The sequence below is a fragment of the Streptomyces sp. NBC_01276 genome, assembly GCF_041435355.1.
In the GTDB taxonomy this organism is placed as follows: Bacteria; Actinomycetota; Actinomycetes; order Streptomycetales; family Streptomycetaceae; genus Streptomyces.
In genome coordinates this window covers 4,426,460-4,451,322 of sequence record NZ_CP108442.1, presented here as the reverse complement: position 1 = coordinate 4,451,322, position 24,863 = coordinate 4,426,460, and the positions used below count along the sequence as shown (strand labels likewise).

Below are 24,863 nucleotides of genomic sequence, written 5' to 3'. Positions count from 1 at the left end.
TCATGAGTTCTCTCGTGCGCCACGTGACCTTCGACTGCTCCGACGCCTACGCCCTGGCCCGCTTCTGGGCCGGGGCCCTGGACGGCTCCCTCGCCGACGACGACCACCCGGGCGACCCGGAAGCGCTGGTGACCGCGCCCGGCACCGCCCTCCTCTTCATCACCGTCGCGGACGCCAAGACCGTCAAGAACCGGGTACACCTGGACCTCCAGCCACAGGACCGCACCCGCGACGAGGAAGTGGAGCGGCTCCTCTCCCTCGGCGCCACCGTCGCGGGCGACCACCGCAACCCGGACGGCACCGGCTGGGTGACCATGACGGACCCCGAGGGCAACGAGTTCTGCGTCGAGCGCAGCGCCGCCGAGCGCAAGGCCTGAGCGGAAGGCCTGACCGGCCCCCTCGGCCCTCGCCCCTGCCCCCGCGACCTGCCGGAACTGCCCTGCCGGACTTCCCGGTCCACGCGGCCGCTGCTTCTTCGGGCAGCCCTTCCCGCAGGCACCCGCCACGCGCCGGAAGGGGCCGCGGACCGCCCCTAGGGTGAACGGGCGTACGGGAGCCGACCGACCAACGGTTACCGACGTTGCACAGAAGGGCTGTTCCAGCATGAAGAAGTTGAAGGCCGTCATCCTCGCGGCCGCCGCCGTCGCCGGACTGACCGTCGCCGCCACACCGGCACAGGCGTCCACGTGCGAGGCGGGCGGCGGAGGCCTCTACATCTGCGAGTACGGGGTCACCAAGCACGCGCTGCCGGGCGGCGAGAAGGAACAGTTCCTCGTCGGCACCGACAACGCGATGTGGACGCGCTTCACCACGGCCGGCAAGTGGAGCGGCTGGGTCTCCCTCGGCGGCCCGGTCAAGAGCAAGATCTCGATCCAGGAGCGCCCCGACCCCGACCACCCGTACGCGATCACCATCTACGCCACGGGCCGGTGGGACAAGGCCTGGGGCCAGACCCGGCTGGCGCCGGGGCTGGAGTGGACCCCGTTCGACTGCCTGAAGTGCCCCGAGGCCGAGTAGGAACGGGCGGGCCACGGCGGACGTGCCCCCCATCCGGCAGTCTGGAGCCATGAGGCCCTGGAACACCGCCACCGAACGCGCCCTGCGGGGTCTGCTCAACGAGTGGGACCCGATCGGTGTCGCCGACGCGGTCGACGACGAGTACGACTGCCTGCTCGCCCCTCTGCTCGGGCGGCTGTGCAAGGGCGCCGACCGGGCGGAGATCGAGGCGTTCCTCCGGCACGAACTGGAGGACCACTTCGGCATCAGTCCCGCACTCCAGCGCACCGACGCCGTGGCGGGCCGCGTGCTCGACTGGTGGGCGTCCGCGCGTCCCGTGCCGGGAGACGGACCACAACCCATGCCCTGACGTGCGGTCAGGACGACCGGCGTGCGAGGGAACCGGCCGGCCGGCGGCTCCCCGCACATCACCGAAGGACACATGCGCACCATGAAGAAGATCAAGGCGGTCGTTCTCGCGGCCGTGGCCGTAGCCGGACTGACCCTGGCCGCCGCACCCGCGGCGCAGGCGTCCACGTGCGAAGCCGGCGGCGGGGGCCTCTACATCTGCGAGTACGGGGTCACCGACCACGCGCTCCCGGGCGGCCACAAGGAACAGTTCATCGTCGGCACCGACGAAGCGATGTGGACGCGCCACAACATGGACGGCGAGTGGAGCGGCTGGGTCTACCTCGGCGGCGTGTTCCGGGGCAAGATCTACGTCCAGGAACGGCCCGAACCCGAATACCCGTACGCGATCACCGTCTACGCCGCGGGCCCGGGGGGCAAGCCCTGGGCCACGAAGCGGATGGCCCCGGGCCTGAAGTGGACCCCGTTCTTCTGCATGCGGTGCGGCGGGTAGCAGCGGGCCGCTACGCCGCGTTCGCGTCCGTCGGCCCGCCGGGCGGCGGGCAGTCGCGGCAGCGGCCGGGGGCCGGGGCGCGGAAGGCGCGTTCGTAGTCGTCGCAGGTCTGGAACGGATCGGGCCGCCGGGCCTGAGGCGCGGGGGCCGGGGCCGCCGGCATCCGCGGCGGGATCCCGGCCCGCAAGCGGTACCCGATCACCGCGGCCGGACTGCGCAGGTCGGCGGGCAGGTCCCCGGTGAGCGCGCGCCGTACCGCCTCCGGATCGGCGCCCCGGTCCAGCCAGGCGGTCACCTCCGGCGCGAGCCGCAGTACGTCGCGCTCCGCGAGCAGCAGCCGGGGGTCGTCGACCCGCAGCCGGACGAGCAGGTCCACGGCCTCCTGCCGGGCGGGGGCCGGGGCCTCCGGCGCTTCTACGGGTACGGGTCCGGGGGCCGCCACCGATGGGGGCGCGGGCTCCGGAGCGGGCACGGGCTGCGGCTCCGCCACCGGCGCGGCCACGGCCACGGCCATGGCCACGGCCATGGACTCCCGCACGGGCCCCGACTCCGGCTCCGGTACGGGTGCGCGGTCCGGCGACGGCGGATTCGGCGGGTCGGGGTGCGCGCCGGGCGTCCGGGGCCGGTTGTAGGACACGGTCCGGCTCACCAGCCGCCCTCGGTCCGTACGCGGCTGCGCTCCAGGTACCCGTGGGCCTCCAGCTCCCGCAGGGCGGTGGCGATCCGGATCTCCCCCTCGGGAAACCGGCCGACGAGCGCCTTGATGCCGACCTTGGAACCGGCGGGCAGCGACTGGATGTGCAGCGCGAGACCGATCGCGACCAGCGACAACGCCCGATGCTGGGCGAGGTGGTTGCCCACCACGGTGTAGTGATCGGTGTGCTGCACGTTGACGTGGACGACACCTGAAGGGGCGGTTCCGACGCGATGCCGGGACGCGGCGCGCGAGGGCGCGCTAGGGTGCTCAAGAGCCATTGGGAAGGGTTCGACTTCCTAGTTGGTCAGGCCCTCGCCCGGGATGCCCGTCCCGGCGGGGGCCGTCTCATGTCTGATGTTGTGGGGCGAGCACATGCCCGCCAACCCTCCCGAAATCCAGCCGAGTTGGCACAGTTCACCCGTGTGAGTGAGCGGGGAGCCGGAGGGGTGGGTTGGTTGGATTTACCCCGGTACTTAGGTAGGTATACGTCGAGGAACGCCGGGTCCCGACCGTCCGCGTCACGGCCCCAGCCCCCCACCGGGCAGGTCCAGTTCCGCCCACACCGCCTTGCAGGGCGCCGCCCCCTCCTCGACCCCCCACCGGTCGGCCACGGCCGCCACCAACACCAGCCCCCGCCCGCCCTCCGAGCCGGGGTCCGCGTCGCGGGCACACGGGATCCGGTCGCCACGCGCGTCGACGACCTCGATCCGCAGCACCCGCCCGGCCAGCCCCAGCGCCACCTGGAAGTCCCGCCCGGGAACCCGCCCGTGGGTGACGGCGTTGGCGGCGAGCTCCCCCACCACCAGCCCGACCGGCCCACCGTCCAGTCCCCAGGCGAGCACCTGTCCGACGGCGAGCAGCCGCGCCTGCCGGGCCCCTCGGGGCGTAGCGGGCAGGAGCACCGCGAACCGGGTCGCGGAATAACCGATGTGAGTATTCACGTCACTCAGCGTGGGCGGCCGTGCGTACCGTGTGAAGCGGAAACGCCTCCGCGTCGGGAGTCTGTCCCGCGCTTGTCCGGTGCTGTCCCGGCTGTCCGCGAAGCCCTGCGGGGAGGGGCGTTGAGGAAATCGGCACGTCCTGCGGAGGGCACGCATGAGCGTGGACGGTGACGGCGCGGAGGCGGAAGCGGAAGCGGAGGACGCGAGCTGGGAGGTCGACCCCGACGACGAGCAGGGCATCGCGGTCCTGGCGGCGCTCGGGCGCCAGCTGAAGGTCTGGCGCGAGGAGGCGGGCATGCGGGCCGCCGACTTCGGCACGGCCGTCGGATACGGGGAGGACCTGGTCCGCAAGGTCGAGTCGGGCAAGCGGATCCCGCGCCCGGAGTACCTGGACAGGGCGGACGAGGTCCCGAACGCGGGCGGCAAGATCTCCGCGATGAGGGCGGACACGGAACAGGTCCGCTACCCGAAGAAGGTGAGGGACCTGGCGAAGCTTGAGGCCAGGGCCGTTGAGATCGGCGTGTACAGCATCCATGTCGTTCACGGCCTGTTGCAGACACCCGAGCATGCTCGCGCTCTCTTCGAGATGCGGCAGCCCGCATATGGACGGGACGAAATCGAAGGCTTCGTAGGCGCACGCATGGCACGCCGATCCGTCTTTGACCGCGAACCGGGTCCGGCACTCACCTTCGTCCAGGAAGAGGCGTCCCTGCGCCGCCCCATCGGAGGCACAATGGTGTGGCGGGCACAGCTCGAACGCCTCTTGGCGGTAGGCCGGTTGCGAAACGTGGCCCTCCAGGTGATGCCGGCTGACCGCGAGGTACACGCCGGGATGGACGGCGGGATCGAAGTGCTCAAATTCGAGAACGGTACGGCGGTGGGCCGCTCGGAAGGGGCGTTCGCGGGGCGTCCGGTCTCCGATCCGAGGCAGCTCCGGATCCTCGAACTGCGCTATGGCATGATCCGAGCCCAAGCGCTGGCACCCTTGGAGTCTCGGGACTTCATCGAAGAACTGCTGGGAGAAACGTGATCCACAACCCCGGGTTCGACTGGTTCAAGAGCAGCTACAGCAGCGGCAGCGAAGGCGACTCCTGCGTCGAAGTGGCGAACGCCCCAGCCGCAATCCACGTCCGCGACTCCAAGGACACCACGCTGCCCCACCTCACCTTCACCCCCCACGCCTGGACCGGCTTCCTTCCGCACGCCTCCGCCCGCTGAAGCCCCCGGCCGCCACCCCGCAGGGGAACGCGGCCGGAACGGCGGCATACGGCGTGCAACCGTCCGGGCCCCACGGCTGTCGTGATCACCGTGAAGACCTCGTTCCCCCCGCGCCGCGAGTCGATCGACCTGCCCGCCGACCAGGGGTGCCTGCGGTGGGTGCTGGGCCTCCCCTTGGTCCTCTTCTGCTACCTGCCCGCCGCGTACTTCTGTTACGGCGCGCTGGTGTTGCAGCCCGGCTACCCGGGCGACCGCATGCGCGACGACGCCCGGCTGCTGGCCGGGATCAGCGTCGGCCTGTGCTTCGCCGGGCTGCTGCTCACTGCCGTGCCCCTCTTCCACCGCACGCTGGGCCGCTGGTGGTACGCGGGGCCCTACCTCCTCGCGACGCTGGCGTTCCTGCGTTGGCAGACCCTTTGAGCCCCCGCCCGCCGCCGCCCACCGAGATCTTTCGAGATTTTCTTCCCCAGCTCCGTCCAAACACGGTTCCCTAGGCCTCACCCGTTGCGACCGGCCCACCCCGGGCGGTCGTGAGGAGGACCAAGATGACGAGCTTCCCGCCCTTTGCCACGCCCTGTCTGAACTGCGCGGCCCCCGTCGACCTGCTGGACGCGGAGCCCCCCGCCGGGGACGGGCCGGCGGAGTACCTCGACTCGACACGCTGGTGCGGGCGCTGCATGCGCTACCTGGACGACTGGGACCGGTTCTTCCTGCTCTACCAGCCGCGGTTGCGCAGCTTCTGCCTGCGCAAGCTCCAGGGGTTCATGCCCAACGAGGACTTCCGGCAGGTCGCGGAGGACATCGTCCAGGAGACGATGATCATCGCGTACCGGCACTTCGATCGGTGGGACCGGCCGGAGCGGGCGATCTGGCGCACGGCCCGCAACGAGATCAGCGGGCAGTGCTCGGCCTACCGCATGGTGACCGCGGACGGCTTCCCCCTCACCATCCGGCACGTCTCCCCCACCCGCCCCGAGGACTTCGGCTTCCCCCCGGCCGCGGATCCGGCCGAGGCGGTCATCGGCAAGGTCACCCTCTACTCCGCCCTCTCCCGACTGCCCCGCCCCCAACAGGAGGCGCTCCTCGTCCACACGGCGCTCCAGGTCCCCGCGGCAGCGGCGGGAGTCCTGCTCGCAAGGCCGGCGTCGACGGTCAAGACACATGCGCAGAGCGGTCGAAAGACCCTGCGGGAAGCCGCCGCCAAGGGCGCACTCGTCATCCTGCCCGGCGCCGCCCTCGTGGGGCTGTACAAGATCCTGGAGCAGGTCCCCTTCGAGGCCGCCGCCAGCGGCGGTCTCGACCTGCTCACCCGGCCCGACGTCTACCCGGTGGTGGCGGCGGCCGCGGCCAGGTACGGCATCGGGTACCTCCGCGACCGGTACCTGCGCGCCCGGTACCAGAGCCGGCCCGACGCCCCCGACACCGCTGACGCAACCGGAGCCCGCATCCGGACCACCCTCCGGGACCGCCGCACCTACGACAAGGAGCGTCACCGCGGCGCGCTCTGACGGCACCGGGCCCGCCGAACCCGCCGGCCCTGCCGGTCCCTTCACGAACGCCGCGGCCCCCGCCCGGACGGGGGCGGGGGCCGCGGCGGGTGCGTGCGCGTCAGGCCGCGACGGGGACCTTCGCCGGCTCGGCGGCGGCCGGGGCGGCGGCGGGCTCGTCGAGCGGGGAGGACGAGGCGGCGGCGTACGCCTCCTTGTCCAGGATCCCCTCACGGGCCGAGACGAGGACCGGGACGAGCGCCTGGCCGGCCACGTTGGTGGCGGTGCGCATCATGTCGAGGATCGGGTCGATCGCCATCAGCAGGCCGACGCCGGCCAGCGGCAGGCCCAGGGTGGAGAGGGTGAGGGTCAGCATCACGGTCGCGCCGGTGAGGCCGGCCGTGGCGGCGGAGCCGACGACCGAGACGAACGCGATGAGCAGGTACTCCTTGATGCCCAGCTGCACGTCGAAGATGTTCGCGATGAAGATCGCGGCGAGCGCCGGGTAGATCGCGGCGCAGCCGTCCATCTTGGTCGTGGCGCCGAACGGGACGGCGAAGGAGGCGTACTCCTTCGGGACGCCGAGGCGCTCGGTGACCTTCTGGGTGACCGGCATGGTGCCGACCGAGGAGCGGGAGACGAAGGCGAGCTGGATCGCGGGCCAGGCGCCCTTGAAGAACTGGACCGGGTTGACCTTGGCGACCGTCGCGAGGAGCAGCGGGTAGACGCCGAACATCACCAGGGCGCAGCCGATGTAGATGTCGGCGGTGAAGGTGGCGTACTTGCCGATCAGGTCCCAGCCGTAGCTCGCGATGGCGGTGCCGATGAGGCCGACGGTGCCGATCGGGGCGAGGCGGATGACCCACCACAGGGCCTTCTGGAGGAGTTCCAGGACCGACTCGGCCAGGTTCAGGACGGGCTGGGCCTTGCCGCCGAGCTGGAGGGCGGCGATGCCGGCGACGGCGGCGAGGAAGACGATCTGCAGGACGTTCAGCTCGGTGAACGGCGTGATGATGTCCTTCGGCACGATGCCGGTCAGGAAGTCGATCCAGGAGCCGTGCCGCTTGGGCTCCTTGCCGTCGGCCGGGGTGAGGCCGGTGCCGGCGCCCGGGTCGGTCAGCAGGCCGATGGCCAGGCCGATGGCGACCGCGATCAGCGAGGTGATCATGAACCAGAGCAGCGTGCGGGTGGCGAGCCGCGCGGCGTTGTTCACCTTGCGGAGGTTGGTGATGGACACCAGGATCGCGAAGAAGACGAGGGGCGCGACGGCCAGCTTCAGCAGCTGGATGAAGATGTCGCCGACCTGTTCGAGGGTGGTCTTGAGCCAGCTGATGTCCTGGCTGCGGGCGAGCCAGCCGAACAGGACGCCGAACGCGAGGCCGGCGACTATCTGGGCCCAGAACGGGAACTTGAACGAGGCCTTGGCGGGAGCCTGGGCCTGGGGGGACGCGGACACGGACACTCTCCGGGGGTGACGCACGGGGGAGGCGGAAGGTTTCTGCGGGGGATGCGGTGCGGCAGCAGCCGGAAAGGGGCCGGGCCGGCCGGGGACTGCTGCTGTATCGATTCGGCTCGACGGGGCGAGGGGAATCAGCGGCAACAGCAACAGGCCGCGGACACGCGGCGGCAGAGGTCGACGTGCAGGCGTGACACGAGCGGGACGCTCACGGTCATCGGGTGCGCTGCGACGGTCAACATGTTGAACACGCTAACACTTCTCCTTTGAGAATCTCAAAGGCGTACTTTGAGTCGAGCTCGCACGGGAGCGGAGCACACTCCCCCGGACATGCCGAAGCCCCAGCGGACCAGGGGGTGTTCCCGGTGCTGGGGCGGTTCGGTGCGGTTCGGTGGAGTTCGGCGCGTTCGGTGTGTGAGGAAGCCCACGGGCTCCCGTCAGCTCACGCGGGCGGCGTCGTCGGCCGCGTCCTCCTGGTTGCGGTTCGCGGCGAGCTTGTCCTTCGCACCCGCGACGCGTCCCGCGATCTGCTCGGACATCTCGTCACGCTGCTTGCGCAGCAGGATGAAGGAGAGCGGGGCGGAGAGCACCAGGGCGAGCAGCACGACCCAGGCGGGGTTGGCGTCGCCCAGACCGGCGGGCACCCAGCCCACGTTGACCAGGACGGCGACCAGGACCAGGCATCCGACGAAGATGCCCAGGCGCATCGCGGTGTAGCGGATCGTCGCGCTCGGCTTGAGGGACACGGTGACCCCTTCTCTCTCGTCGTCTACGGCGGCACGTGCCTCACCAGTGAAGCACGCCGGGCCCCCGCTCCGGCCCGCCGGGGTCGCCCGCCGGACTCCCCCGCCGGTCAGTGCAGCGGCAGCAGCATGGTGATGTCGTCGCGGTCGTCGCCCGGGGCCACGCGGATGGCGTCGGGGACGCGTCCGACCTCCTTGTAGCCGCACGCCGCGTAGAAGTGCTCCAGCCCGAGGCCGCCGCGGCAGGAGAGGCGGATGGCCTCGATCCCCTCCAGCGAGCGCGCCGCGTCGGCGAGGGCGGCCATCAGCTCCCGGCCGGCGCCGCGGCCCTGGAGGGCGGGGCCGACCATGACGGTGTACGCCCAGACCCAGTGCGTCTGCAACCGGTGCGTGTTGAGGGCGAGGAACGCGGCGGCCGCGACCCGGCCCCGCTCGTCGTGCCCCACCAGCAGCCGGTGGCGGCCCTCGGCCATGGCGGCGAGGTGCTTGACCAGCTCCGGCCGGATGACGTCGCGGGTGACGGGCGGTACGAAGCCGACCGCGCCGCCCGCGTTGGAGACCTCGGTCCACAGCTCGGCGAGGCCGTCGCGCAGGGCGGGATCGACCACCGGGTCGAAGGTGAAAGTAAGGGTCATCACTGAATAGTAGTCATTACTCACCCTCTCGGGCAACGCAAAAGCCCCGGTCCGCGGGGGACCGGGGCTCATCACGCGCGGGAGCGGAACCTCAGACGCGCATCGCCTGCGGGGTCTCGCGCAGGCCGGCGTCGGGACCGGGGTACTCGCGGATGACCTCGTAGCGCGTGTTGCGCTCGACCGGGCGGAAGCCCGCCTCGCGGATCAGCTCCAGGAGGTCGTCGCGGCCCAGCTTGTTCGGGGTGCCGTAGTTGTCCGCGTCGTGCGTGATCTTGTACTCGACGACCGAGCCGTCCATGTCGTCCGCACCGTGCTGCAGCGCGAGCTGGGCGGTCTGCACGCCGTGCATCACCCAGAAGACCTTCACGTGCGGCACGTTGTCGAAGAGCAGGCGCGAGACCGCGAAGGTCTTGAGGGCCTCGGCGCCGGTCGCCATCGTCGTGCGCGCCTGGAGCTTGTTGCGGACCTTGCCGTCCTGCATGTCCACGAAGTCGTGCTGGTAGCGCAGCGGGATGAAGACCTGGAAGCCGCCGGTCTCGTCCTGGAGCTCGCGCAGCCGCAGCACGTGGTCCACGCGGTGGCGCGGCTCCTCGATGTGCCCGTAGAGCATGGTGCTCGGGGTCTTGAGCCCCTTCTCGTGCGCCAGGCGGTGGATGCGCGACCAGTCTTCCCAGTGGGTGCGGTGGTCCACGATGTGCTGGCGGACCTCCCAGTCGAAGATCTCCGCGCCGCCGCCGGTGAGCGACTCCAGCCCGGCCTCGATCAGCTCGTCCAGGATCTCGGAGGCCGAGAGACCGGAGATCGTCTCGAAGTGGTGGATCTCGGTGGCCGTGAACGCCTTCAGCGAGACGTTCGGCAGCGCCTCCTTGAGGGCGGACAGCGAGCGCGGGTAGTACCGCCACGGCAGGGTGGGGTGCAGGCCGTTGACGATGTGCAGCTCGGTGAGGTTCTCGTTCTCCATGGCCTTGGCCAGGCGGACGGCCTCCTCGATGCGCATCGTGTACGCGTCCTTCTCGCCCGGCTTGCGCTGGAACGAGCAGTACGCGCACGAGGCGGTGCAGACGTTCGTCATGTTGAGGTGGCGGTTGACGTTGAAGTGGACGACGTCACCGTTCTTGCGCGTGCGCACCTCGTGGGCGAGACCGCCCAGCCAGGCCAGGTCGTCCGACTCGTAGAGGGCGATGCCGTCCTCCCGCGTCAGCCGCTCGCCGGAGCGGACCTTCTCCTCCAGCTCGCGCTTGAGCCCAGCGTCCATGCCGGTGTCTCCTCTATGTGTCCCGTCCTGCGTGCAACCGCCACCCACCGTACTCTCAGCCCTCCTCGGGCAGCTCCCCGACCCGGTTCTCCCACTTCGTGGAGAGCACGATGGTGGTGCGGGTGCGCGAGACGCCCTTGGTGCCGGAGAGCTTCCGGATGATCTTCTCCAGGCCGTCGACGTCGCTGGCGCGGACCTTGAGCATGAAGGAGTCGTCGCCGGCGATGAACCAGCAGTCCTCGATCTCCGCCAGGTCGCGCAGCCGGCGCGCCACGTCCTCGTGGTCCGCGGCGTCGGAGAGGGAGATGCCGATCAGCGCGGTGACGCCCAGACCGAGCGAGGCCGAGTCCACGGTCGCGCGGTAGCCGGTGATCACACCGGCCGTCTCCAGACGGTTGATGCGGTCGGTGACGCTGGGGCCGGAGAGGCCCACGAGACGGCCCAGCTCCGCATACGAGGCACGACCGTTCTCGCGAAGTGCCTGGATGAGCTGCCTGTCCACCGTGTCCATTACGTGGAGCCTTCCATTATTCGGCGTTACTGCAAGTCTAGGTATAGAATCAAAGGCGCACAGGGTCAACACCCTGTGAAATCTTTCAACAGATCAATGACGATCTTCAGGAGTGGTTCACCGTGTACACGATCGAGATGGCCTACGCGCACATGCGACAGCTCCAGGAGCTGGCCAACCGATCCCGCACCGACCAGCCGTCCGCCGCGCACCGCGTCGACAAGACCCGTAAGCCGCGCGGCGCCAAGAAGCGCTAGTCACCGGACTGGCCAGAGGGGCGGGCTGCGCCAAGCTCCCCCTCCCAACGGCGGTACAGCCGGTGCGGCACACCTGCCGCGTCCAGCACCCGCCCCGCGACGAAATCCACCAGGTCCTGGATGTGCGTCGCACCCGCGTAGAACGCCGGAGAGGCGGGCAGCACGATCGCGCCCGCCTCGTCCAGCGCCACCAGATGCCTGAGCGTCTGCCCGTTCAGCGGGGTCTCCCGCACCGCGACCACCAGTCGGCGCCGCTCCTTGAGCGTCACGCTCGCGACGCGCTGGAGCAGGTCCTTCGACAGTCCCAGCGCCACACCCGCCACGCACGCCGTGGACGCGGGGACGACCAGCATCCCCTTCACGGGGTACGAGCCCGAGCTCGGACCGGCCGCGAGGTCCCCCGCCCCCCAGTACCGGACGGCGTCCAGATCCGGCACCCGGAAGGTGCCCGGCTTCCCGTCGGCCCCCCGGCCCAGCCACTCGGCGAGGTCGTCGCGCCAGTGCGCGTCCCGGAAGGCGATCCCCGTCTCGTCCAGCAGGGTCAGCCGCGAGGCACGGCTGACCACCAGGTCCACGTCCTCGCCCGCCGCCAGCAGCCCACGGACCACCGCCGCCGCGTACGGCGTCCCGGAGGCCCCGGAAACCCCGACCACCCACGGGGTGCGCTTGCGCTCTGTCATAGCTCCGAGACTATCCGGCCACGGAGCGAAGGCACTCGGTAAGGTGACCGCACGTCCCGGGGCGTGGGACGGCGCGAGGGGACGTACATGAACACGATGACCGAAGAGACCTGGTCACAGACGGACCGGGCCAGGGCCGCGGCCCGGCTGATGCTCGGCTGGGTGGCCCTGTTGTGGGCGGTCGAGGCGGTCGACCTCGTCACCGGCCACGCGCTCGACGCGTACGGGATACCCGCCCGCGACCCCGGCGGCCTGAGCGGCATCCTCTTCGCGCCCTTCCTGCACTTCGGCTTCGCCCACGTCGCCGCCAACAGCGTCCCGCTGCTGATCCTCGGCTTCGTCACGGCCCTGTCCGGGATCCGCCGCTTCCTCGCGGTGTGCGCCCTGATCATCCTGGCGGACGGCCTCGGCGTCTGGCTGACCGCGGCCCCGAACACCATCACGGCCGGCGCCTCCGGCCTGGTCTTCGGACTCTTCGGCTACCTGCTGGTGCGCGGCTTCGTGGAGCGCCGGGCCCTCGGCATCGCCGTCGCCCTGGGCGTCGCCGCCGTCTGGGGCACCACGATCGTGGTCGGCGTCCTGCCGACCGACACCACCGTCAGCTGGCAGGGCCACCTGTGCGGCCTGGCCTCGGGCATCGCGACGGCCCTGTTCTTCCGCCGCCCGCCCCGGGCCTCCTGACGGATCAGCCGGCCGTACCCGGGTCCACGGGGAGCTCCGCGGTCTCGACCGTCAGCTTGCCGATGCCCGCCTCGACGACGACCGCCCCGCCGTGCGGGATGTCCTCGAACCGGCTGAGCTGCGAGTGCGGACGCTCGCTGTCCGAAACGGTCATGTCGGCCTCCCTGTCCGAGCACCCGGCGACAGGCCGCACGCCGGCTAGAGCGTCAGACCCCGCACCACCAGATCCAGCAACGCACACACGAACAGGGCGATCCCGATGAAGCCGTTGACGGTGAAGAAGGCCCGGTTCAGGCGGGACAGGTCGTGCGGCCTGACGATGGTGTGCTCGTAGCAGAAGGCCGCCACGACGACCAGCAGCCCGAACCAGAACAGCGGGCCCGCGTCGGTGAGCAGCGCGTACCAGACCAGCAGGGCCGTGGTGACGACGTGGGCGCCGCGGGCGCCCCACAGGGCCGCCGGGACCCCGAAGCGGGCCGGGACGGACTTGACGCCCTCCGCCCGGTCCGCGGCCACGTCCTGGCAGCCGAAGATCAGGTCGAAGCCGCCGATCCACACGCCGACGGCGAGGCCGAGGACCACGGCCTCCCAGGACCACTCGCCCGTGACGGCGAGCCAGGCGCCGATCGGCCCCATCGCCTGGGCCAGGCCCAGGATGGCGTGCGGGAAGTCCGTGAACCGCTTGCCGTACGGGTAGACCACCATCGGGACGACGGCGACCGGCGCGAGCGCCAGGCACAGCGGGTTCAGCAGCGCCGCCGAGCCGAGGAACACCACGAGCGCGACCCCGGCCCCGGTCCACGCGGACCGCACGGACACCGCGCCGGTGACCAGCTCGCGCCCCGCGGTACGCGGGTTGCGGGCGTCGATCTCGCGGTCGATGATCCGGTTCGCGGCCATGGCGAAGGTCCGCAGGCCCACCATGCACACGGTGACGAGCAGCAGCTCCCTCCAGTGCACGCGCCCGTCCAGCCGGAACATCGCGGTGAAGGCGGCGATGTAGGCGAAGGGCAGCGCGAAGACCGAGTGCTCGATCATCACGAGCCGCAGGAAGGCCTTCACCTTGCCGGCGGACTGGGGCGCGGGGCCCGGCCCGAGGACGTCCTCGGCTGCCGATGTCATCCGAGGGACCTCCGGAACTGTTCGAGTTCGGCGCGCAGGTCCGTGATGGACGACGGGCCGATCTCCACCTCCAGCAGGGGCGTTCCCTCGGAGGGCGGCGGGACGACGCTGGCCAGGAAGGCGAAGCCCTCGCCCGCCGGGCGGCCGTCGAGGCGCAGCACGTCGTGCGCGGCGACCGTCAGCACCTCGGTGAACTCGGCGTCCGGGTCGGCGATCGCGGCGAGCAGCCGCTCCGCGAAGGCGCCCGCGTCGGCGTCGGAGAGGTCGTTCAGGGCGATCTCCCGCCCCTCGCCGTCGGTGCGGTCGGCGATCAGCTGCCACTGGTCGGACGGTCCGGCGAACTCCTCGGGCGTGACTCCGGCGCGCTTGGCGGCCTCCTTGACCGCCGGCTGGGCCGGGTCGATCGTGGGGCGCACCAGGGCGACGCAGGGGGTGTCGCTGCCGATGAAGAGGGCGGGACCGCCCACGGCGATGGGGCTCACAGGCCGTACTCCTTCCATCGGCGGTCCACGAGGGCCGCCGTCGCGGGATCGGACTCCACCATGTCGGGCCAGCCGCCGTCGCGCGTGTAACCCTCCTCCGGCAGTTTCTTCGTGGCGTCGATTCCCGCCTTGCCGCCCCAGAACTGCTGGTACGAGGCGTGGTCCAGGTGGTCCACCGGTCCCTCGACGACCGTGAGGTCGCGGGAGTAGTCGGTGTTGCCCAGCGCCCGCCAGGACACCTCGTGCAGGTCGTGGACGTCGCAGTCCTTGTCCACCACGATGATCAGCTTGGTCAGCGACATCATGTGGGCGCCCCAGATGGCGTGCATGACCTTCTGCGCGTGCTTGGGGTACTTCTTGTCGATCGAGACGATCGCGCAGTTGTGGAAGCCGCCCGACTCGGGCAGGTGGTAGTCCACGATGTCCGGCACGATGATCTTGAGGAGCGGCAGGAAGAAGCGCTCCGTCGCGCGGCCCAGCGGACCGTCCTCGGTCGGCGGCCGGCCGACCACGATGGACTGCAGCAGCGGACGCTTGCGCATCGTCACGCAGTCGATCTTCAGTGCGGGGAAGGGCTCCTGCGGGGTGTAGAAGCCGGTGTGGTCGCCGAAGGGGCCCTCGGGCAGCATCTCGCCCGGCTCCAGCCAGCCCTCGATCACGACTTCGGCGTTGGCCGGGACCTGGAGCGGGACCGTCTTGCAGTCGACCATCTCGATCCGCTTGCCCGCGACGAACCCGGCGAAGAGGTACTCGTCGATGTCGCCCGGCAGCGGCGCGGTCGACGCGTACGTCACGGCGGGCGGGCAGCCGAAGGCGATCGCGACCGGCAGCCGCTCACCGCGCGCGGCGGCCACGGCGTAGTGGTTGCGGCTGTCCTTGTGGATCTGCCAGTGCATGCCGATGGTGCGCTTGTCGTGGCGCTGCAGGCGGTAGAGGCCGAGGTTGCGCACGCCCGTCTCGGGGTGCTTGGTGTGGGTGAGACCCAGGTTGAAGAAGGAGCCGCCGTCCTTGGGCCAGGTGAAGAGGGCCGGCAGCTGGTCCAGGTCCACGTCGTCGCCGGTGAGGACGACCTCCTGGACGGGTGCGGACTCGCCCTTCACCTTCTTCGGCGGGACGTGCACCATCGAGCCGAGCTTGCCGAAGGCCTCGCGGACGCCGATGAAGCCCTGGGGCAGCTCGGGCTTCAGCAGGCCGCCGATCTTCTCGCTGATCTCGCCGTACGACTTCAGGCCGAGGGCCTTGAGCAGGCGCCGGTCGGTCCCGAAGACGTTCATGGCGAGCGGCATCGCCGAGCCCTTGACGTTCTCGAAGAGCAGGGCCGGGCCGCCGGCCTTGTTCACTCTGTCGACGATCTCCCCGATCTCCAGGTACGGGTCGACTTCGGCCTTGATGCGCTTGAGGTCGCCCTCCCGCTCCAGAGCCCGGAGCAGCGAGCGGAGATCGTCGTAAGCCATGGGGCCCAGTATCCGTCACCAACTACCCTGGGGACGTCACCGGGGCCCGACGCGGGCCCGCCGCCACTGCTGGGGAGTCGGTCCCACACCGTGCTGCGCTATCTGCCGTTCCTGCTGATCATCGCGCTGACCATCTACACCTTCATCGACTGCCTGAACACCCCCGAGGAAGAGGTCAAGCACCTCCCCAAGGTGGTGTGGGTGATCATCATCCTGATCTTCTCGATCGTCGGGCCGGTGGTGTGGCTGTTCGCGGGCAAGAAGCGGGCGGGCGTCGGCGGCGGCCGCCCGGGGCGCACCCAGTGGGTGGCGCCGGACGACAACCCGGAGTTCCTGAAGTCCCTGGGCGAGGAACGCGAGAACCGGGAGAACCGGGAGAACCGGGAGAACCGGGACGAGAAGGACAAGGACCAGTAGGACCGGGGGCCACCGGGGCGGCAAAATGTGACGCAAAACTTGATTGAACGCGTTCAATAGGGCTGTCAGAATGGGCCCATGCCACTGCCACGGGCCCCACGCGAGCGCGGGCCGCGGATCGTCGACACGATCCTGCGCAATCTCCTCGCCTACGGGGTGCTCGTCGCCGCGCTGCTCACCATGACCGGGTGGAACCCCCAGCAGGGCACGCCACCCGTCCCCGCCGTCTACGACGCCGACCTCTCCGAGATCGTCGGCACCTGGCGCTGCGTCGACGGCACCGAGGTCGTCTTCCGCACCGACGGCAGCGCCTCCGTCACCCTCCTCGACGGCCAGGAACGCGACTACGCCGCCGGCTGGCGGCTCTCCGGCCCCGGCCGCTGGCGGCTCACCGAGGACCGCGACTCCGGCCGCAGCCTCGGCCAGCACCTGCGCCTGGTCCTGCCCGCCGCCACCGGCACCGCCACCCGCGCCGGCACCGTCACCCAGGCCCCCGGCCGCTACTCCTGGACCTTCGAGCTGCGCCGCGACGCGCACCGCTCGCTGGAGCTGTACTTCTTCTTCGGCGACGGGACCGGACCGGGCCGGCGCGGGGCCTACGTCCTGGAGAAGGACGCGTAGGAGGCCCGCAGCTCCGCCCGGCGGGCCTCGGTACGGCCCGCCCAGTCGACGGGCTGCCCGCCCAGCGCGGCCTCCAGCCCTTCGAAGTGCTCGTGCCAGGCGGCCAGGCAGTCCAGGCGCTCCGCGTCGGAGCCGCCGCGCTCGTTGAGGAAGCGGACGACCGTCGAATCGGTGCCCACCGCGTCCAGGTGGAAGCGGATCCGCCCCTCGCCGGTGACCGTGTACTCCACGACCCGCTCGGCGTCCCAGGCCGTGACCTTCCCCGACACCGTGATCCCGGTGTACGGCCGGCGCAGGGTGACGGCCCCGCCGAACCGGCGTTCCAGCACGTCCACCGCCGCCAGCCAGCCGTACAGCCCGTCCGCCGTGGTCAGGGCGGCCCAGACGGCCTCGTAGGCGAAGGGCACGTGCGTCTCGAAGCGGACGATCCAGCGTCCGCCCTCACGCGGCTCGCTGGTGGCATGGCTCACAGGAGGCATACCACCAGCGTCGCACCGCCCGCGCTCAGACGCCCGCGTACGAGTGCTTGCCGCTGAGCAGGATGTTCACGCCGTAGTAGTTCCAGATCCAGCAGGCGAAGGCGAACAGCGCCAGGTACGCCGCCTTGCGGCCCTTCCAGCCCGCGGTGGCCCGCGCGTGCAGGTAGCAGGCGTACGCCACCCACGTCACGAAGGACCAGACCTCCTTGGGGTCCCAGCCCCAGTAGCGGCCCCAGGCGTCGCCGGCCCAGATCGCGCCCGCGACGATGGTGAACGTCCACAGCGGGAAGACGGCCGCGTTGATGCGGTACGAGAACTTGTCGAGCGAGGCCGCCGAGGGCAGCCGCTCCATCACCGAGGAGCGGAAACGGCCGGGCGTGCGGCCGGCCTCCAGGTGGGCCTCGTAGCTGTCGCGGAACAGGTAGAGCACCGCGCCCGCCGCACCGATGTAGAAGACGGCGCCGCAGAAGATCGCGGTCGAGACGTGGATCCACAGCCAGTACGAGTGCAGGGCCGGAACCAGCTGGTCACTGGCGGTGTACAGCCAGGTGGTGGCGATGCCGAGGTCCAGCAGGACCGTGGTGACCAGGATCAGACCGAGCCAGCGGACGTTCTTCTTCAGCGCCAGCAGCAGCAGGTACGCGCCGACGGCCACCGTGGAGAAGGTCACCGAGAACTCGTACATGTTGCCCCAGGGGGCCCGCTGCACCGACATCGCGCGGGAGACCACGCCGGCCGCCTCGATGAGGAAGCCGAGGACGGTCAGCGAGACCGCGATCCGTCCGTAGAGGTCACCCTTCTCGGTGCCGCCGGCCGCGCCGGGACCGTCCGGGACGTCCCGGGTGCCCGCGGCGGAGCGGGTGACGACCTGCGGCCTGTCGAGGACGGCCGTGCCGCCGCCCTTGGTCCGCACCTGCACGGCGGGAGCCGCGTCGGCCGCGGCCGACGTCAGCGCGGCGGCCGTACGGCCCACCTTGCTGCGGCTGCCGAAGACCCATTCGGTGATGTGCGCGAAGAAGGCGAGCGTGTAGACCGCCATCGACGCGTACACCAGCTTGTTGCTGAGATCGGCCAGGCTCTCGTTGGTAGCGGCCGCGAGCAGCGTCATGCGCGCTCTCCTTCGTGGGCTTCATCTGCGGATGACGCGGATCCTGTGGATTGCGCGTCTGCGGGGGGTGCTGCGGCGGGCGCGGAGGGCGCCCGCTCGAACAGGGCGGCCGAGAGCGCCGACAGCTCCTCCGGCAGCTTCGCGGACTCGCTGCGGCCCAGGCCGGCCATCTCGACGACGGTCACCCCGTCCTCGCCGCGCACCGCGCGGACCCAGACCCGGCGGCGCTGGATGAACAGGGAGGCGGCCAGACCGCCGATGGCGGCCATGGCGCCCGCGAGGGCCAGCCCGCTGGCCGGCTGCCGGGTGACCGAGAAGGTCGCCCAGCGCTCGACGCCCTCGAACCTGACGGTGCCCTCGCCTCCCGGGAGCTCCATCGCCTCGCCGGGCAGCAGGCGCTTCTTGAACAGCTGCCCGTCGGCGTCCTTGAACTCCTGGAGCTTGGAGGTGTTCAGCTGGTACACGTTCTGCGGCAGGCCCGAGTCCACGCCCAGGCTGCCGTGGTAGGCGCTCAGCGCGAGGACGGGGAAGTCCAGCGCAGGGAACTGCGAGAGCATCGTGCCCTTGCCCTCGCCCGCGAACGTCGGCACGAACATGGCGTTGAAGCCGAGCTGCTCCTTGTCGCCGTTCTTGTTGCGGTAGCCGTCCGGCACCTTGACCGCGCCCGAGGAACTCAGGTTCGCGTCGAAGGGCAGCATCGGGACGGCGTCCTTGTAGATCACCTTCCCGGCGGGGTCGGTCACCGAGATGACGGGCGCGTATCCGTGTCCCAGCAGGAAGATCTTGGAGCCGTCGATCTCCAGGGGCTTGTTGACCTCGATCTCGGCCTTGTGCGGCGCGCCGTCGGCGCCCTCGCTGTAGGTGACGTAGGCCTTGAAGTCGCGCGCGGTGCCCTTCTGCGGGCCCGTCTTCTCGTACGTCGCGTCGAACTTGTCCAGCGTGAACGAGAACGGCGCCAGGTCGTCCGAGGAGAAGAGGCTGCCGTACTTGAAGTCGTCGTACTGGGTGAGCGTGTTGGAGAAGCCCTTGCCGCGCAGGACGAGCTTGCCGCCCTCGGACTTGAACAGCTGACCGGCGGCGAACGCCACCAGCATCACGATCAGGGCGATGTGGAAGATCAGGTTCCCGGCCTCGCGCAGGTAGCCCTTCTCGGCGGCGACGGAGTTACCGCCCGCCTCCGTACGGAAGCGGCGCCCGCCCAGGACGCCCTTCGCCGAGGCGAGCACCTCGTCCGGGGACTTCTCCGTACGCCACGTCGTGTACGCCGGCAGCCGGTCCAGGCGCCGCGGCGCGCCCGGCGGGCGGCCGGTGAGCTGGCCGACGAACTGCCAGGTGCGCGGAACGATGCAGCCGATCAGCGACACGAACAGCAGGATGTAGATCGCGGAGAACCACACCGAGCTGTAGACGTCGAAGAGCTGGAGCTTCTCGGCGGCCGGCACCCAGAACTCGTGGGTCTTCTTCCAGTCCGCGACCTTCATCGCGTCGACCTGGGTCTGCGGGATGAGGGAGCCGGGAATGGACCCGAGCGAGAGCAGGAAGAGGAGGATCAGCGCCACCCGCATGGAGGTGAGCTGACGCCAGAACCAGCGGGCCCAGCCGATCACGCCGATGCCGACGGGGGCGGCGGGGCCGTCCTCGACGGGGGCGGTGGACAGCTGCGCGCCGGCCGCCTCGTCGGTGGGGTCGGACTCGTGCGGCGCCTCGGCGGGCGCCTTGTCGGTCGTACTCATGTGCGTGTAGTCCTCAGATCCCCACCGTGAAGCCTTGGGTCCAGCCCTGCATCTCACTGACGATGCTGGCCCACATTCCTGTGACGAGCAGCAGACCGGTCACGATCAGCATGCCGCCGCCGATGCGCATCACCCATGCATAGTGCTTCTTCACCCAGCCGAAAGCGCCCAGCGCCTTGCGGAAGGCCAGCGCCGTGGCGATGAACGGCAGGCCCAGCCCCAGACAGAACACCACGGTGAGCAGGGCCCCGCGGCCGGCGGTCGCCTGGTCGATGGAGAGGGTGTTGACCGCCGCGAGCGTCGGACCCATGCAGGGGCTCCAGCCGACCCCGAAGAGCACGCCGAGCAGCGGCGCCCCGAGCAGGCCGGCCGCCGGCTTCCGGTGGAAGCGGAACTCGCGCATCGTCAGACCGGGGATCCACCCCATGAAGAAGAAGCCGAGGAGGATCACCACCCCGCCGAGCACCCGGGAGATGACGTCCTTGTTGGCGGCGAGGGTGTCCCCGAAGTAGCCGAAGAGCGCGCCGGTCGAGACGAAGACGGCGGTGAAGCCGAGCACGAACAGGCTCGCGCCCGCCAGCATCCGGCCGCGGCGCGCCTCGGCGAGGTCGGCGCCGCCGACGCCCGTCACGTAGGACAGGTAGCCGGGGACCAGCGGCAGGACGCAGGGGGAGAAGAAGGAGACCAGCCCGGCCAGCAGCGAGAGCGGCAGGGCCAGCAGCAGCGCGCCGTTGAGCACGGTGGTGTTCACACCGGTGGCTTCGGCGGCGAGGAGGTGCAGGGCGACCACCGTGTCACTTCTCCGCGAGGAGCGGGTCGATCATCGAGCGCAGCTGCTCCTCGTTGACCGCGACGAGGGTGCGGGCGGCGATCTTGCCCTCCTTGTCGAGGACGATCGTGGAGGGGATGGACTGCGGGTTGAGCGTGCCCTTGGGGAAGCGGAGCATCAGTTTCCCGTCCGGGTCGAAGAGGCTCGGGTAGGTGATCCCGAAGTTCTCCTCGAAGGCGGTGGCGTTCTGCTTGCTGCTGTCGCGGGTGTTCATCCCGACGAAGGCGACGTCCTTGCCGGCGTCGGCCATCTCCTTGGAGACCTTCGCGAAGTACGGCGCCTCGGCCCGGCACGGCGGGCACCAGGAGCCCCACACGTTGAGGACGACGACCTTGCCCTTGAGGGCGGTGGTGTCGGCGGTCTTGCCGTCCACGGTCTCGCCGTCGAGCTTGGGGGCGTCGACGCGGTCGGCCTTGGCCACGGTGGAGATGCCGTTGGGGCCGGTCACGTAGTTGCCCCCGGCCGAGCCGGAGGGCTTGCCACCGCCGTCCGCGTCGCTGCACGCCGACAGGGCGAGGGTGCTCGCGAGGGTCACCGCGGTCAGCAGGACGGCGCGGCCGCCGGCAGAGCGGCTGCTACTACGACGGACACGGGCGCGGCTAAGGCTCATGTGAAAAGTTTCGCATGAGCGATTTGCCGATCTTCCGCACCCCCCGACGGGGTTGTCAACGCGCTGGTCAGTACCGGTCAGGCGGCCGAAAGGTACGCGGACCAGCCTCCGGGAGGGGCCTGTCCGGGGGCCAGGGTCCGCAGCCTGGCCAGCAGTTTCCCGTCCTGGACGTCGAGCCAGTCGGTGAACTGCCGGAAGGATACGAGGCGTACGTCCTTTTTGTCCGACATGGCCTTGAGGGCCTCCTCGACGGCGTCCATGTAGATGCCGCCGTTCCATTCCTCGAAGTGGTTGCCGATGAAGAGGGGAGCGCGGTTGGTCTCGTAGGCGCGGCGGAAGCCGCCGAGGTAGGTGGCGGTCGCCTGGGAGCGCCAGGCGGGGTAGTTGGCGGGCACGCCCCTGGTGGTGTTCTGCGACTGGTTGGCGAGGATGTTGTAGTCCATGCTCAGCACCTCGAACGTGTGCCCGGGGAAGGGCAGCGACTGGAGGGGCAGGTCCCAGACGCCCTCCTTCTTCGCCGGCCACTGCTGCAGGCCGCCGGACGAGCTGGAGTCGTAGCGCCAGCCGAGGCGGGCGGCGGTCGGCAACAGGCCCTCCTGGCCCAGGAGACAGGGGGTGCGGGCGCCGATGAGCTCCTTGCAGTAGTCGAAGGGCAGGGGTTCGAGGTCGGTGAAGCCGGTGTTGGTGCGCCAGTCGGTGACGAACGACACCGCCTGGTCGATCTCCGACCGCCAGTCCTCCGGGCCCCAGTGCGCGACGGAACCGGAACCGCCGCAGAAGTGGCCGTTGAAGTGGGTGCCGATCTCGTGGCCGTCGAGCCAGGCCTGGCGGACGAAGTGGAGGGTGTTGCGGACGTTCTCGTCCTTGAGGTAACCGATGTCGGAGGCGCCGACGGGGTTGTTAGGGGGGTGGTACAGGCCGCTCTTCGACTCCGGCAGGAGGTAGAGGCCGGAGAGGAAGAAGGTCATCGCCGCGCCGTGGTCGTTGGCCAGTTTGAGGAAGCGGGGGAAGAGGCCGTTGCCGACCTCGCCCGCGCCGTCCCAGCTGAAGACGACGAACTGCGGCGGGGTCTGACCGGGTTCCAGGGGGACGGGCCGGGGCGGCTGGTGGGGCTGTGGTCCGGTGTCGGCGGTGGAGCCGTCGCCGATCACGCGGACCGCGGCGGGCGGCGCGGAGCCGTCGCCGGCCGTTATCGGGCCGTGCCTGCCGGAGCCGGATCCGGACCTGCCGCCATCACCGCCACCGCAGCCGGCGAGCCCGATCGCCGCGGCGGCACCGAGTCCGAACCCGAGCAATCCCCTTCGACTGACGTCGCGTACGTCGCTCATGAAATGTCATATAAACGGACAATCCCGCGACGTCGACCCACCGACACGTCACCACGTGCGCAACTTGTATGAAATTAGGCCTGCCCATGACCCGGCTTTGCCCTTGGGGCCCGGGGGCGGGGGGGCCGGGGGCACGAGGCCGGAGGGCCGGGGGCACGGGCGGGCGCGGAGACGCCCGCGGGCCCGCCCCCGGGTGGGGACGGGCCCGCGGAGGAGGCGGAGTCAGGCGCCGAAGGCCTTGGACTTGCCCTTCACCGGCTTCGCTCCGGCCAGCAGGTGCGCCGGGACCAGGTCCCGCGCCGGCTCGCTGTAGCCCACCGACACCAGCTTGTCGCCCTGGTACGTGAACGACGTCAGCGAGGCCAGCGTGCACTGCCGGCGCCGCGGGTCGTGCCACAGCCGCCGCTTCTCCGCGAAGCTCCGCACGATCCAGATCGGCAGCTGGTGGCTGACCGCCACCGCCTCGTGCCCGCGCGCCGCGTCCCGCGCCGCCTCGATCGCGCTCATCATCCGCACGACCTGCTCGACGTACGGCTCGCCCCACGACGGCTTGAACGGGTTCGTCAGGTGCTTCCAGTTGCCCGGCTTGCGCAGCGCACCGTCGCCGACGCCGAAGGTCTTGCCCTCGAAGACGTTGCCCGCCTCGATCAGCCGGCCGTCCGTCGCCAGCTCCAGGCCGTGCACCTTCGCGATCGGCGCGGCCGTCTCCTGCGCCCGCTCCAGCGGGGAGGCCACCACGTGCGTGACGTCCCGGTCCTGGAGGTGCTCGGCCACCCGGTCGGCCATCTGCCGGCCCAGCTCGGAGAGGTGGTACCCGGCCCGGCGCCCGTAGAGCACCCCGTCCGGGTTGTGCACCTCGCCGTGCCGCATCAGGTGGACGACGGTCATGTCGCTCATGCGGTCGCCTCCGCGGCGGCTCGGGCGGCGGCGGGCAGCGCGGCCGCGATGCGCTCCACGGCGCGCTCGTCGTGGGCGGTGGACACGAACCACGACTCGAACGCCGACGGCGGCAGGTAGACGCCCTGCGCCAGCATCGAGTGGAAGAACCCGTTGAAGCGGAACCCTTCCTGCTTCTTCGCGTCGTCGTAGTTGCGGACCTCGTCCTCGGTGAAGAACACCGAGAACATGTTGGAGGCCGTCTGCAGCCGGTGCGCCACGCCCTCCTTGGCCAGCGCCGCCGTCACCAGACCCTGGATCTCCGCGGAGACCGCGTCGACCTTCTCGTACGCCGCCGCGTCCAGCAGCCGCAGCTGCGCGAGACCGGCCGCGGTGGCGATCGGGTTACCGGAGAGCGTGCCCGCCTGGTACACCGGGCCGGCCGGGGCCAGGTGGCCCATGACGTCCGCACGGCCGCCGAACGCCGCCGCCGGGAAGCCGCCGCCCATGACCTTGCCGAAGGTCATCAGGTCGGGCTTGACCCCGTCCACGCCGTACCAGCCCGCGCGGGAGGTACGGAAACCGGTCATCACCTCGTCGGAGATGTACAGCGCGCCGTTCTCCCGGCACAGGTCGGCCAGCCCCTGGTTGAAGCCCTCGCCCGGGGTCACCACGCCCATGTTGCCGGGCGCGGCCTCGGTGATCACGCAGGCGATCTCGCCCGGGTGCGCGGCGAACGCCGCCCGCACCGCGTCGAGGTCGTTGTAGGGGAGCACGATCGTGTCGCCGGCCTGCGCGCCGGTCACCCCGGGGGTGTCCGGCAGCGCGAAGGTCGCCAGGCCGGAACCTGCGGCGGCCAGGAGCGCGTCGACGTGACCGTGGTAGCAGCCGGCGAACTTCACGACCTTGGCGCGGCCGGTGAAGCCGCGGGCCAGCCGGATCGCCGACATGGTCGCCTCGGTGCCCGAGGACACCAGGCGCACCTGCTCGACGGGCTCGATGCGGGCGACGATCTCCTCGGCGAGCGCGACCTCGCCCTCACCGGGCGTGCCGAAGGAGGTGCCGCGGGCGACTGCGGCCTGCACGGCCTCGATCACCTCGGGGTGGGAGTGGCCGAGGATCATCGGCCCCCACGAGCAGACCAGGTCGACGTACTCGCGCCCGTCGGCATCGGTCAGATAGGGACCGGTACCGGACACCATGAACCGGGGCGTACCGCCCACGGCACGGAAGGCGCGCACGGGAGAGTTCACGCCGCCGGGGGTCACGAGGGACGCGCGCTCGAAGAGCGTCTGCGAAACTGGGGCTTCATACGGGTACGGGTAGCTCACACCAGCCATGGTCTCAGAGGCCGCGACAGACTTGCGGACGGGCGTTTCACCGCG

Annotated in this window: 33 protein-coding genes; 12 read left to right on the top strand and 21 right to left on the bottom strand. The window is 70.8% G+C overall.

Features of this window, described 5'->3' with window-relative positions:
* Positions 1–2 precede the first annotated feature (2 nt).
* From OG295_RS20005 to OG295_RS19990, 4 genes are all read left to right on the top strand, one after another.
* A complete protein-coding gene (locus tag OG295_RS20005) occupies positions 3–377 on the top strand; it encodes a VOC family protein (RefSeq protein ID WP_371678098.1) in 375 nt (124 codons plus the stop codon).
* Between the two features lie 226 nt (positions 378–603).
* Positions 604–1,017, top strand: coding sequence for a hypothetical protein (locus OG295_RS20000; RefSeq protein ID WP_371678097.1), 414 nt, complete (start codon positions 604–606; stop codon positions 1,015–1,017).
* A 49-nt stretch (positions 1,018–1,066) separates the two neighbouring features.
* Positions 1,067–1,366, top strand: a complete 300-nt coding sequence (locus OG295_RS19995; protein WP_371678096.1) for a hypothetical protein — start codon at positions 1,067–1,069, stop codon at positions 1,364–1,366.
* Between the two features lie 72 nt (positions 1,367–1,438).
* The gene (locus OG295_RS19990) at positions 1,439–1,858 is read left to right on the top strand and encodes a hypothetical protein (RefSeq protein WP_371678095.1); all 420 of its coding nucleotides are present in this window, start codon (positions 1,439–1,441) and stop codon (positions 1,856–1,858) included.
* A 10-nt stretch (positions 1,859–1,868) separates the two neighbouring features.
* Here the strand turns inward: OG295_RS19990 and OG295_RS19985 are convergent, their stop codons facing one another.
* From OG295_RS19985 to OG295_RS19975, 3 genes are all read right to left on the bottom strand, one after another.
* Positions 1,869–2,507 carry a hypothetical protein gene (locus OG295_RS19985; RefSeq protein WP_371678094.1) on the bottom strand — a complete coding sequence of 213 codons (639 nt, stop codon included), beginning with the start codon at positions 2,505–2,507 and terminating at the stop codon, positions 1,869–1,871.
* Complete coding sequence (locus OG295_RS19980) at positions 2,504–2,746, bottom strand: hypothetical protein (protein ID WP_371678093.1); 243 nt, start codon at positions 2,744–2,746, stop codon at positions 2,504–2,506. The genes OG295_RS19985 and OG295_RS19980 overlap by 4 nt, the downstream gene beginning before the upstream one ends.
* A gap of 327 nt (positions 2,747–3,073) precedes the next feature.
* On the bottom strand, positions 3,074–3,496 hold the full coding sequence (locus OG295_RS19975; protein ID WP_371678092.1) for an ATP-binding protein: 423 nt from the start codon (positions 3,494–3,496) through the stop codon (positions 3,074–3,076).
* Positions 3,497–3,650: 154 nt separating this feature from the next.
* On the opposite strand from OG295_RS19975, the gene OG295_RS19970 reads away from it, so the two are divergent.
* The 4 genes from OG295_RS19970 (at position 3,651) to OG295_RS19955 (ending at position 6,222) form a co-directional block, all read left to right on the top strand.
* Positions 3,651–4,526, top strand: coding sequence for a helix-turn-helix domain-containing protein (locus OG295_RS19970; protein ID WP_371678091.1), 876 nt, complete (start codon positions 3,651–3,653; stop codon positions 4,524–4,526).
* Entirely contained in the window at positions 4,523–4,714 is a 192-nt protein-coding gene (locus tag OG295_RS19965) for a DUF397 domain-containing protein (protein WP_371678090.1), read from the top strand. Before OG295_RS19970 ends, OG295_RS19965 begins: the two co-directional genes overlap by 4 nt.
* 90 nt (positions 4,715–4,804) lie before the next feature.
* Positions 4,805–5,134, top strand: coding sequence for a hypothetical protein (locus tag OG295_RS19960; protein WP_371678089.1), 330 nt, complete (start codon positions 4,805–4,807; stop codon positions 5,132–5,134).
* 125 nt (positions 5,135–5,259) lie between these two features.
* On the top strand, positions 5,260–6,222 hold the full coding sequence (locus OG295_RS19955; RefSeq protein WP_371678088.1) for an RNA polymerase sigma factor: 963 nt from the start codon (positions 5,260–5,262) through the stop codon (positions 6,220–6,222).
* Between the two features lie 100 nt (positions 6,223–6,322).
* On the opposite strand, the gene OG295_RS19950 is transcribed toward OG295_RS19955, so the two are convergent.
* The 5 genes from OG295_RS19950 to OG295_RS19930 all read right to left on the bottom strand — a co-directional run bounded on the left by OG295_RS19950 (position 6,323) and on the right by OG295_RS19930 (position 10,801).
* The gene (locus OG295_RS19950; protein WP_371678087.1) at positions 6,323–7,663 is read right to left on the bottom strand and encodes a dicarboxylate/amino acid:cation symporter; all 1,341 of its coding nucleotides are present in this window, start codon (positions 7,661–7,663) and stop codon (positions 6,323–6,325) included.
* A gap of 431 nt (positions 7,664–8,094) precedes the next feature.
* Positions 8,095–8,364, bottom strand: coding sequence for a DUF4229 domain-containing protein (locus OG295_RS19945; protein ID WP_371681239.1), 270 nt, complete (start codon positions 8,362–8,364; stop codon positions 8,095–8,097).
* A 146-nt stretch (positions 8,365–8,510) separates the two neighbouring features.
* A complete protein-coding gene (locus OG295_RS19940) occupies positions 8,511–9,035 on the bottom strand; it encodes an N-acetyltransferase family protein (protein WP_371678086.1) in 525 nt (174 codons plus the stop codon).
* A 91-nt stretch (positions 9,036–9,126) separates the two neighbouring features.
* Positions 9,127–10,290 carry an aminofutalosine synthase MqnE gene (gene mqnE / locus OG295_RS19935; protein ID WP_371678085.1) on the bottom strand — a complete coding sequence of 388 codons (1,164 nt, stop codon included), beginning with the start codon at positions 10,288–10,290 and terminating at the stop codon, positions 9,127–9,129.
* A gap of 55 nt (positions 10,291–10,345) precedes the next feature.
* On the bottom strand, positions 10,346–10,801 hold the full coding sequence (locus OG295_RS19930) for an Lrp/AsnC family transcriptional regulator (RefSeq protein ID WP_030232075.1): 456 nt from the start codon (positions 10,799–10,801) through the stop codon (positions 10,346–10,348).
* A 122-nt stretch (positions 10,802–10,923) separates the two neighbouring features.
* On the opposite strand from OG295_RS19930, the gene OG295_RS19925 reads away from it, so the two are divergent.
* Positions 10,924–11,058, top strand: a complete 135-nt coding sequence (locus OG295_RS19925) for a hypothetical protein (RefSeq protein ID WP_279628676.1) — start codon at positions 10,924–10,926, stop codon at positions 11,056–11,058.
* On the opposite strand, the gene OG295_RS19920 is transcribed toward OG295_RS19925, so the two are convergent.
* Complete coding sequence (locus OG295_RS19920; protein ID WP_371678084.1) at positions 11,055–11,738, bottom strand: UbiX family flavin prenyltransferase; 684 nt, start codon at positions 11,736–11,738, stop codon at positions 11,055–11,057. The genes OG295_RS19925 and OG295_RS19920 overlap by 4 nt on opposite strands.
* Positions 11,739–11,825: 87 nt before the next feature.
* Here OG295_RS19920 and OG295_RS19915 point away from each other — a divergent pair, with 87 nt between their 5' ends.
* Positions 11,826–12,419 (top strand): rhomboid family intramembrane serine protease, encoded by a 594-nt coding sequence (locus OG295_RS19915; protein WP_371678083.1) that lies wholly within the window; start codon positions 11,826–11,828, stop codon positions 12,417–12,419.
* Positions 12,420–12,423: 4 nt separating this feature from the next.
* Here the strand turns inward: OG295_RS19915 and OG295_RS19910 are convergent, their stop codons facing one another.
* From OG295_RS19910 to OG295_RS19895, 4 genes are read right to left on the bottom strand one after another with little or no spacing between them, the layout of a single operon-like run.
* Positions 12,424–12,573, bottom strand: coding sequence for a hypothetical protein (locus tag OG295_RS19910; protein WP_371678082.1), 150 nt, complete (start codon positions 12,571–12,573; stop codon positions 12,424–12,426).
* Between the two features lie 44 nt (positions 12,574–12,617).
* Positions 12,618–13,541 carry a menaquinone biosynthesis prenyltransferase MqnP gene (gene mqnP, locus OG295_RS19905; protein WP_371678081.1) on the bottom strand — a complete coding sequence of 308 codons (924 nt, stop codon included), beginning with the start codon at positions 13,539–13,541 and terminating at the stop codon, positions 12,618–12,620.
* Positions 13,538–14,023 (bottom strand): hypothetical protein, encoded by a 486-nt coding sequence (locus tag OG295_RS19900; protein ID WP_371678080.1) that lies wholly within the window; start codon positions 14,021–14,023, stop codon positions 13,538–13,540. The genes mqnP and OG295_RS19900 overlap by 4 nt, the downstream gene beginning before the upstream one ends.
* The gene (locus OG295_RS19895; RefSeq protein ID WP_371678079.1) at positions 14,020–15,477 is read right to left on the bottom strand and encodes a menaquinone biosynthesis decarboxylase; all 1,458 of its coding nucleotides are present in this window, start codon (positions 15,475–15,477) and stop codon (positions 14,020–14,022) included. Before OG295_RS19895 ends, OG295_RS19900 begins: the two co-directional genes overlap by 4 nt.
* Before the next feature lie 90 nt (positions 15,478–15,567).
* On the opposite strand from OG295_RS19895, the gene OG295_RS19890 reads away from it, so the two are divergent.
* Both OG295_RS19890 and OG295_RS19885 read left to right on the top strand, forming a co-directional pair.
* Positions 15,568–15,894, top strand: coding sequence for a PLD nuclease N-terminal domain-containing protein (locus tag OG295_RS19890; RefSeq protein ID WP_371678078.1), 327 nt, complete (start codon positions 15,568–15,570; stop codon positions 15,892–15,894).
* A gap of 78 nt (positions 15,895–15,972) precedes the next feature.
* Positions 15,973–16,515 carry a hypothetical protein gene (locus OG295_RS19885; RefSeq protein ID WP_371678077.1) on the top strand — a complete coding sequence of 181 codons (543 nt, stop codon included), beginning with the start codon at positions 15,973–15,975 and terminating at the stop codon, positions 16,513–16,515.
* On the opposite strand, the gene OG295_RS19880 is transcribed toward OG295_RS19885, so the two are convergent.
* From OG295_RS19880 to hemL, 8 genes are all read right to left on the bottom strand, one after another.
* Complete coding sequence (locus tag OG295_RS19880) at positions 16,491–16,994, bottom strand: SRPBCC domain-containing protein (protein WP_371678076.1); 504 nt, start codon at positions 16,992–16,994, stop codon at positions 16,491–16,493. The two genes, OG295_RS19885 and OG295_RS19880, sit on opposite strands and share 25 nt — an antisense overlap.
* Positions 16,995–17,019: 25 nt before the next feature.
* Positions 17,020–18,102, bottom strand: a complete 1,083-nt coding sequence (ccsB, locus tag OG295_RS19875) for a c-type cytochrome biogenesis protein CcsB (protein WP_371678075.1) — start codon at positions 18,100–18,102, stop codon at positions 17,020–17,022.
* Positions 18,099–19,835: a cytochrome c biogenesis protein ResB gene (locus OG295_RS19870; RefSeq protein ID WP_371678074.1), complete on the bottom strand. Its 1,737-nt coding sequence runs from the start codon at positions 19,833–19,835 to the stop codon at positions 18,099–18,101. The genes ccsB and OG295_RS19870 overlap by 4 nt, the downstream gene beginning before the upstream one ends.
* Positions 19,836–19,848: 13 nt before the next feature.
* Positions 19,849–20,625: a cytochrome c biogenesis protein CcdA gene (locus OG295_RS19865; RefSeq protein WP_266839714.1), complete on the bottom strand. Its 777-nt coding sequence runs from the start codon at positions 20,623–20,625 to the stop codon at positions 19,849–19,851.
* 4 nt (positions 20,626–20,629) lie between these two features.
* Complete coding sequence (locus tag OG295_RS19860) at positions 20,630–21,274, bottom strand: TlpA family protein disulfide reductase (RefSeq protein ID WP_371678073.1); 645 nt, start codon at positions 21,272–21,274, stop codon at positions 20,630–20,632.
* 77 nt (positions 21,275–21,351) lie between these two features.
* On the bottom strand, positions 21,352–22,602 hold the full coding sequence (locus OG295_RS19855) for a hypothetical protein (protein ID WP_371678072.1): 1,251 nt from the start codon (positions 22,600–22,602) through the stop codon (positions 21,352–21,354).
* Positions 22,603–22,824: 222 nt separating this feature from the next.
* A complete protein-coding gene (locus OG295_RS19850; protein WP_371678071.1) occupies positions 22,825–23,499 on the bottom strand; it encodes a histidine phosphatase family protein in 675 nt (224 codons plus the stop codon).
* Entirely contained in the window at positions 23,496–24,818 is a 1,323-nt protein-coding gene (gene hemL / locus OG295_RS19845) for a glutamate-1-semialdehyde 2,1-aminomutase (RefSeq protein ID WP_356213856.1), read from the bottom strand. Before hemL ends, OG295_RS19850 begins: the two co-directional genes overlap by 4 nt.
* Positions 24,819–24,863 lie beyond the last annotated feature (45 nt).

Excerpts from the sequence above, each read along its gene's own strand:
- OG295_RS19885 (WP_371678077.1), top strand. The coding sequence starts at position 15,973 with ATGCCACTGCCACGGGCCCCACGCGAGCGCGGGCCGCGGATCGTCGAC.
- OG295_RS19910 (WP_371678082.1), bottom strand. The coding sequence starts at position 12,573 with ATGACCGTTTCGGACAGCGAGCGTCCGCACTCGCAGCTCAGCCGGTTC.
- OG295_RS19940 (WP_371678086.1), bottom strand. The coding sequence starts at position 9,035 with ATGACCCTTACTTTCACCTTCGACCCGGTGGTCGATCCCGCCCTGCGC.
- OG295_RS19860 (WP_371678073.1), bottom strand. The coding sequence starts at position 21,274 with ATGAGCCTTAGCCGCGCCCGTGTCCGTCGTAGTAGCAGCCGCTCTGCC.
- hemL (WP_356213856.1), bottom strand. The coding sequence starts at position 24,818 with ATGGCTGGTGTGAGCTACCCGTACCCGTATGAAGCCCCAGTTTCGCAG.
- OG295_RS19990 (WP_371678095.1), top strand. The coding sequence starts at position 1,439 with ATGCGCACCATGAAGAAGATCAAGGCGGTCGTTCTCGCGGCCGTGGCC.
- OG295_RS19855 (WP_371678072.1), bottom strand. The coding sequence starts at position 22,602 with ATGAGCGACGTACGCGACGTCAGTCGAAGGGGATTGCTCGGGTTCGGA.
- OG295_RS20005 (WP_371678098.1), top strand. The coding sequence starts at position 3 with ATGAGTTCTCTCGTGCGCCACGTGACCTTCGACTGCTCCGACGCCTAC.
- OG295_RS19895 (WP_371678079.1), bottom strand. The coding sequence starts at position 15,477 with ATGGCTTACGACGATCTCCGCTCGCTGCTCCGGGCTCTGGAGCGGGAG.
- OG295_RS19915 (WP_371678083.1), top strand. The coding sequence starts at position 11,826 with ATGAACACGATGACCGAAGAGACCTGGTCACAGACGGACCGGGCCAGG.
- OG295_RS19955 (WP_371678088.1), top strand. The coding sequence starts at position 5,260 with ATGACGAGCTTCCCGCCCTTTGCCACGCCCTGTCTGAACTGCGCGGCC.
- OG295_RS19920 (WP_371678084.1), bottom strand. The coding sequence starts at position 11,738 with ATGACAGAGCGCAAGCGCACCCCGTGGGTGGTCGGGGTTTCCGGGGCC.
- mqnP (WP_371678081.1), bottom strand. The coding sequence starts at position 13,541 with ATGACATCGGCAGCCGAGGACGTCCTCGGGCCGGGCCCCGCGCCCCAG.
- OG295_RS19870 (WP_371678074.1), bottom strand. The coding sequence starts at position 19,835 with ATGAGTACGACCGACAAGGCGCCCGCCGAGGCGCCGCACGAGTCCGAC.
- OG295_RS19880 (WP_371678076.1), bottom strand. The coding sequence starts at position 16,994 with ATGCCTCCTGTGAGCCATGCCACCAGCGAGCCGCGTGAGGGCGGACGC.
- ccsB (WP_371678075.1), bottom strand. The coding sequence starts at position 18,102 with ATGACGCTGCTCGCGGCCGCTACCAACGAGAGCCTGGCCGATCTCAGC.
- OG295_RS19930 (WP_030232075.1), bottom strand. The coding sequence starts at position 10,801 with ATGGACACGGTGGACAGGCAGCTCATCCAGGCACTTCGCGAGAACGGT.
- OG295_RS19995 (WP_371678096.1), top strand. The coding sequence starts at position 1,067 with ATGAGGCCCTGGAACACCGCCACCGAACGCGCCCTGCGGGGTCTGCTC.
- OG295_RS20000 (WP_371678097.1), top strand. The coding sequence starts at position 604 with ATGAAGAAGTTGAAGGCCGTCATCCTCGCGGCCGCCGCCGTCGCCGGA.
- OG295_RS19970 (WP_371678091.1), top strand. The coding sequence starts at position 3,651 with ATGAGCGTGGACGGTGACGGCGCGGAGGCGGAAGCGGAAGCGGAGGAC.
- OG295_RS19945 (WP_371681239.1), bottom strand. The coding sequence starts at position 8,364 with ATGCGCCTGGGCATCTTCGTCGGATGCCTGGTCCTGGTCGCCGTCCTG.
- mqnE (WP_371678085.1), bottom strand. The coding sequence starts at position 10,290 with ATGGACGCTGGGCTCAAGCGCGAGCTGGAGGAGAAGGTCCGCTCCGGC.
- OG295_RS19850 (WP_371678071.1), bottom strand. The coding sequence starts at position 23,499 with ATGAGCGACATGACCGTCGTCCACCTGATGCGGCACGGCGAGGTGCAC.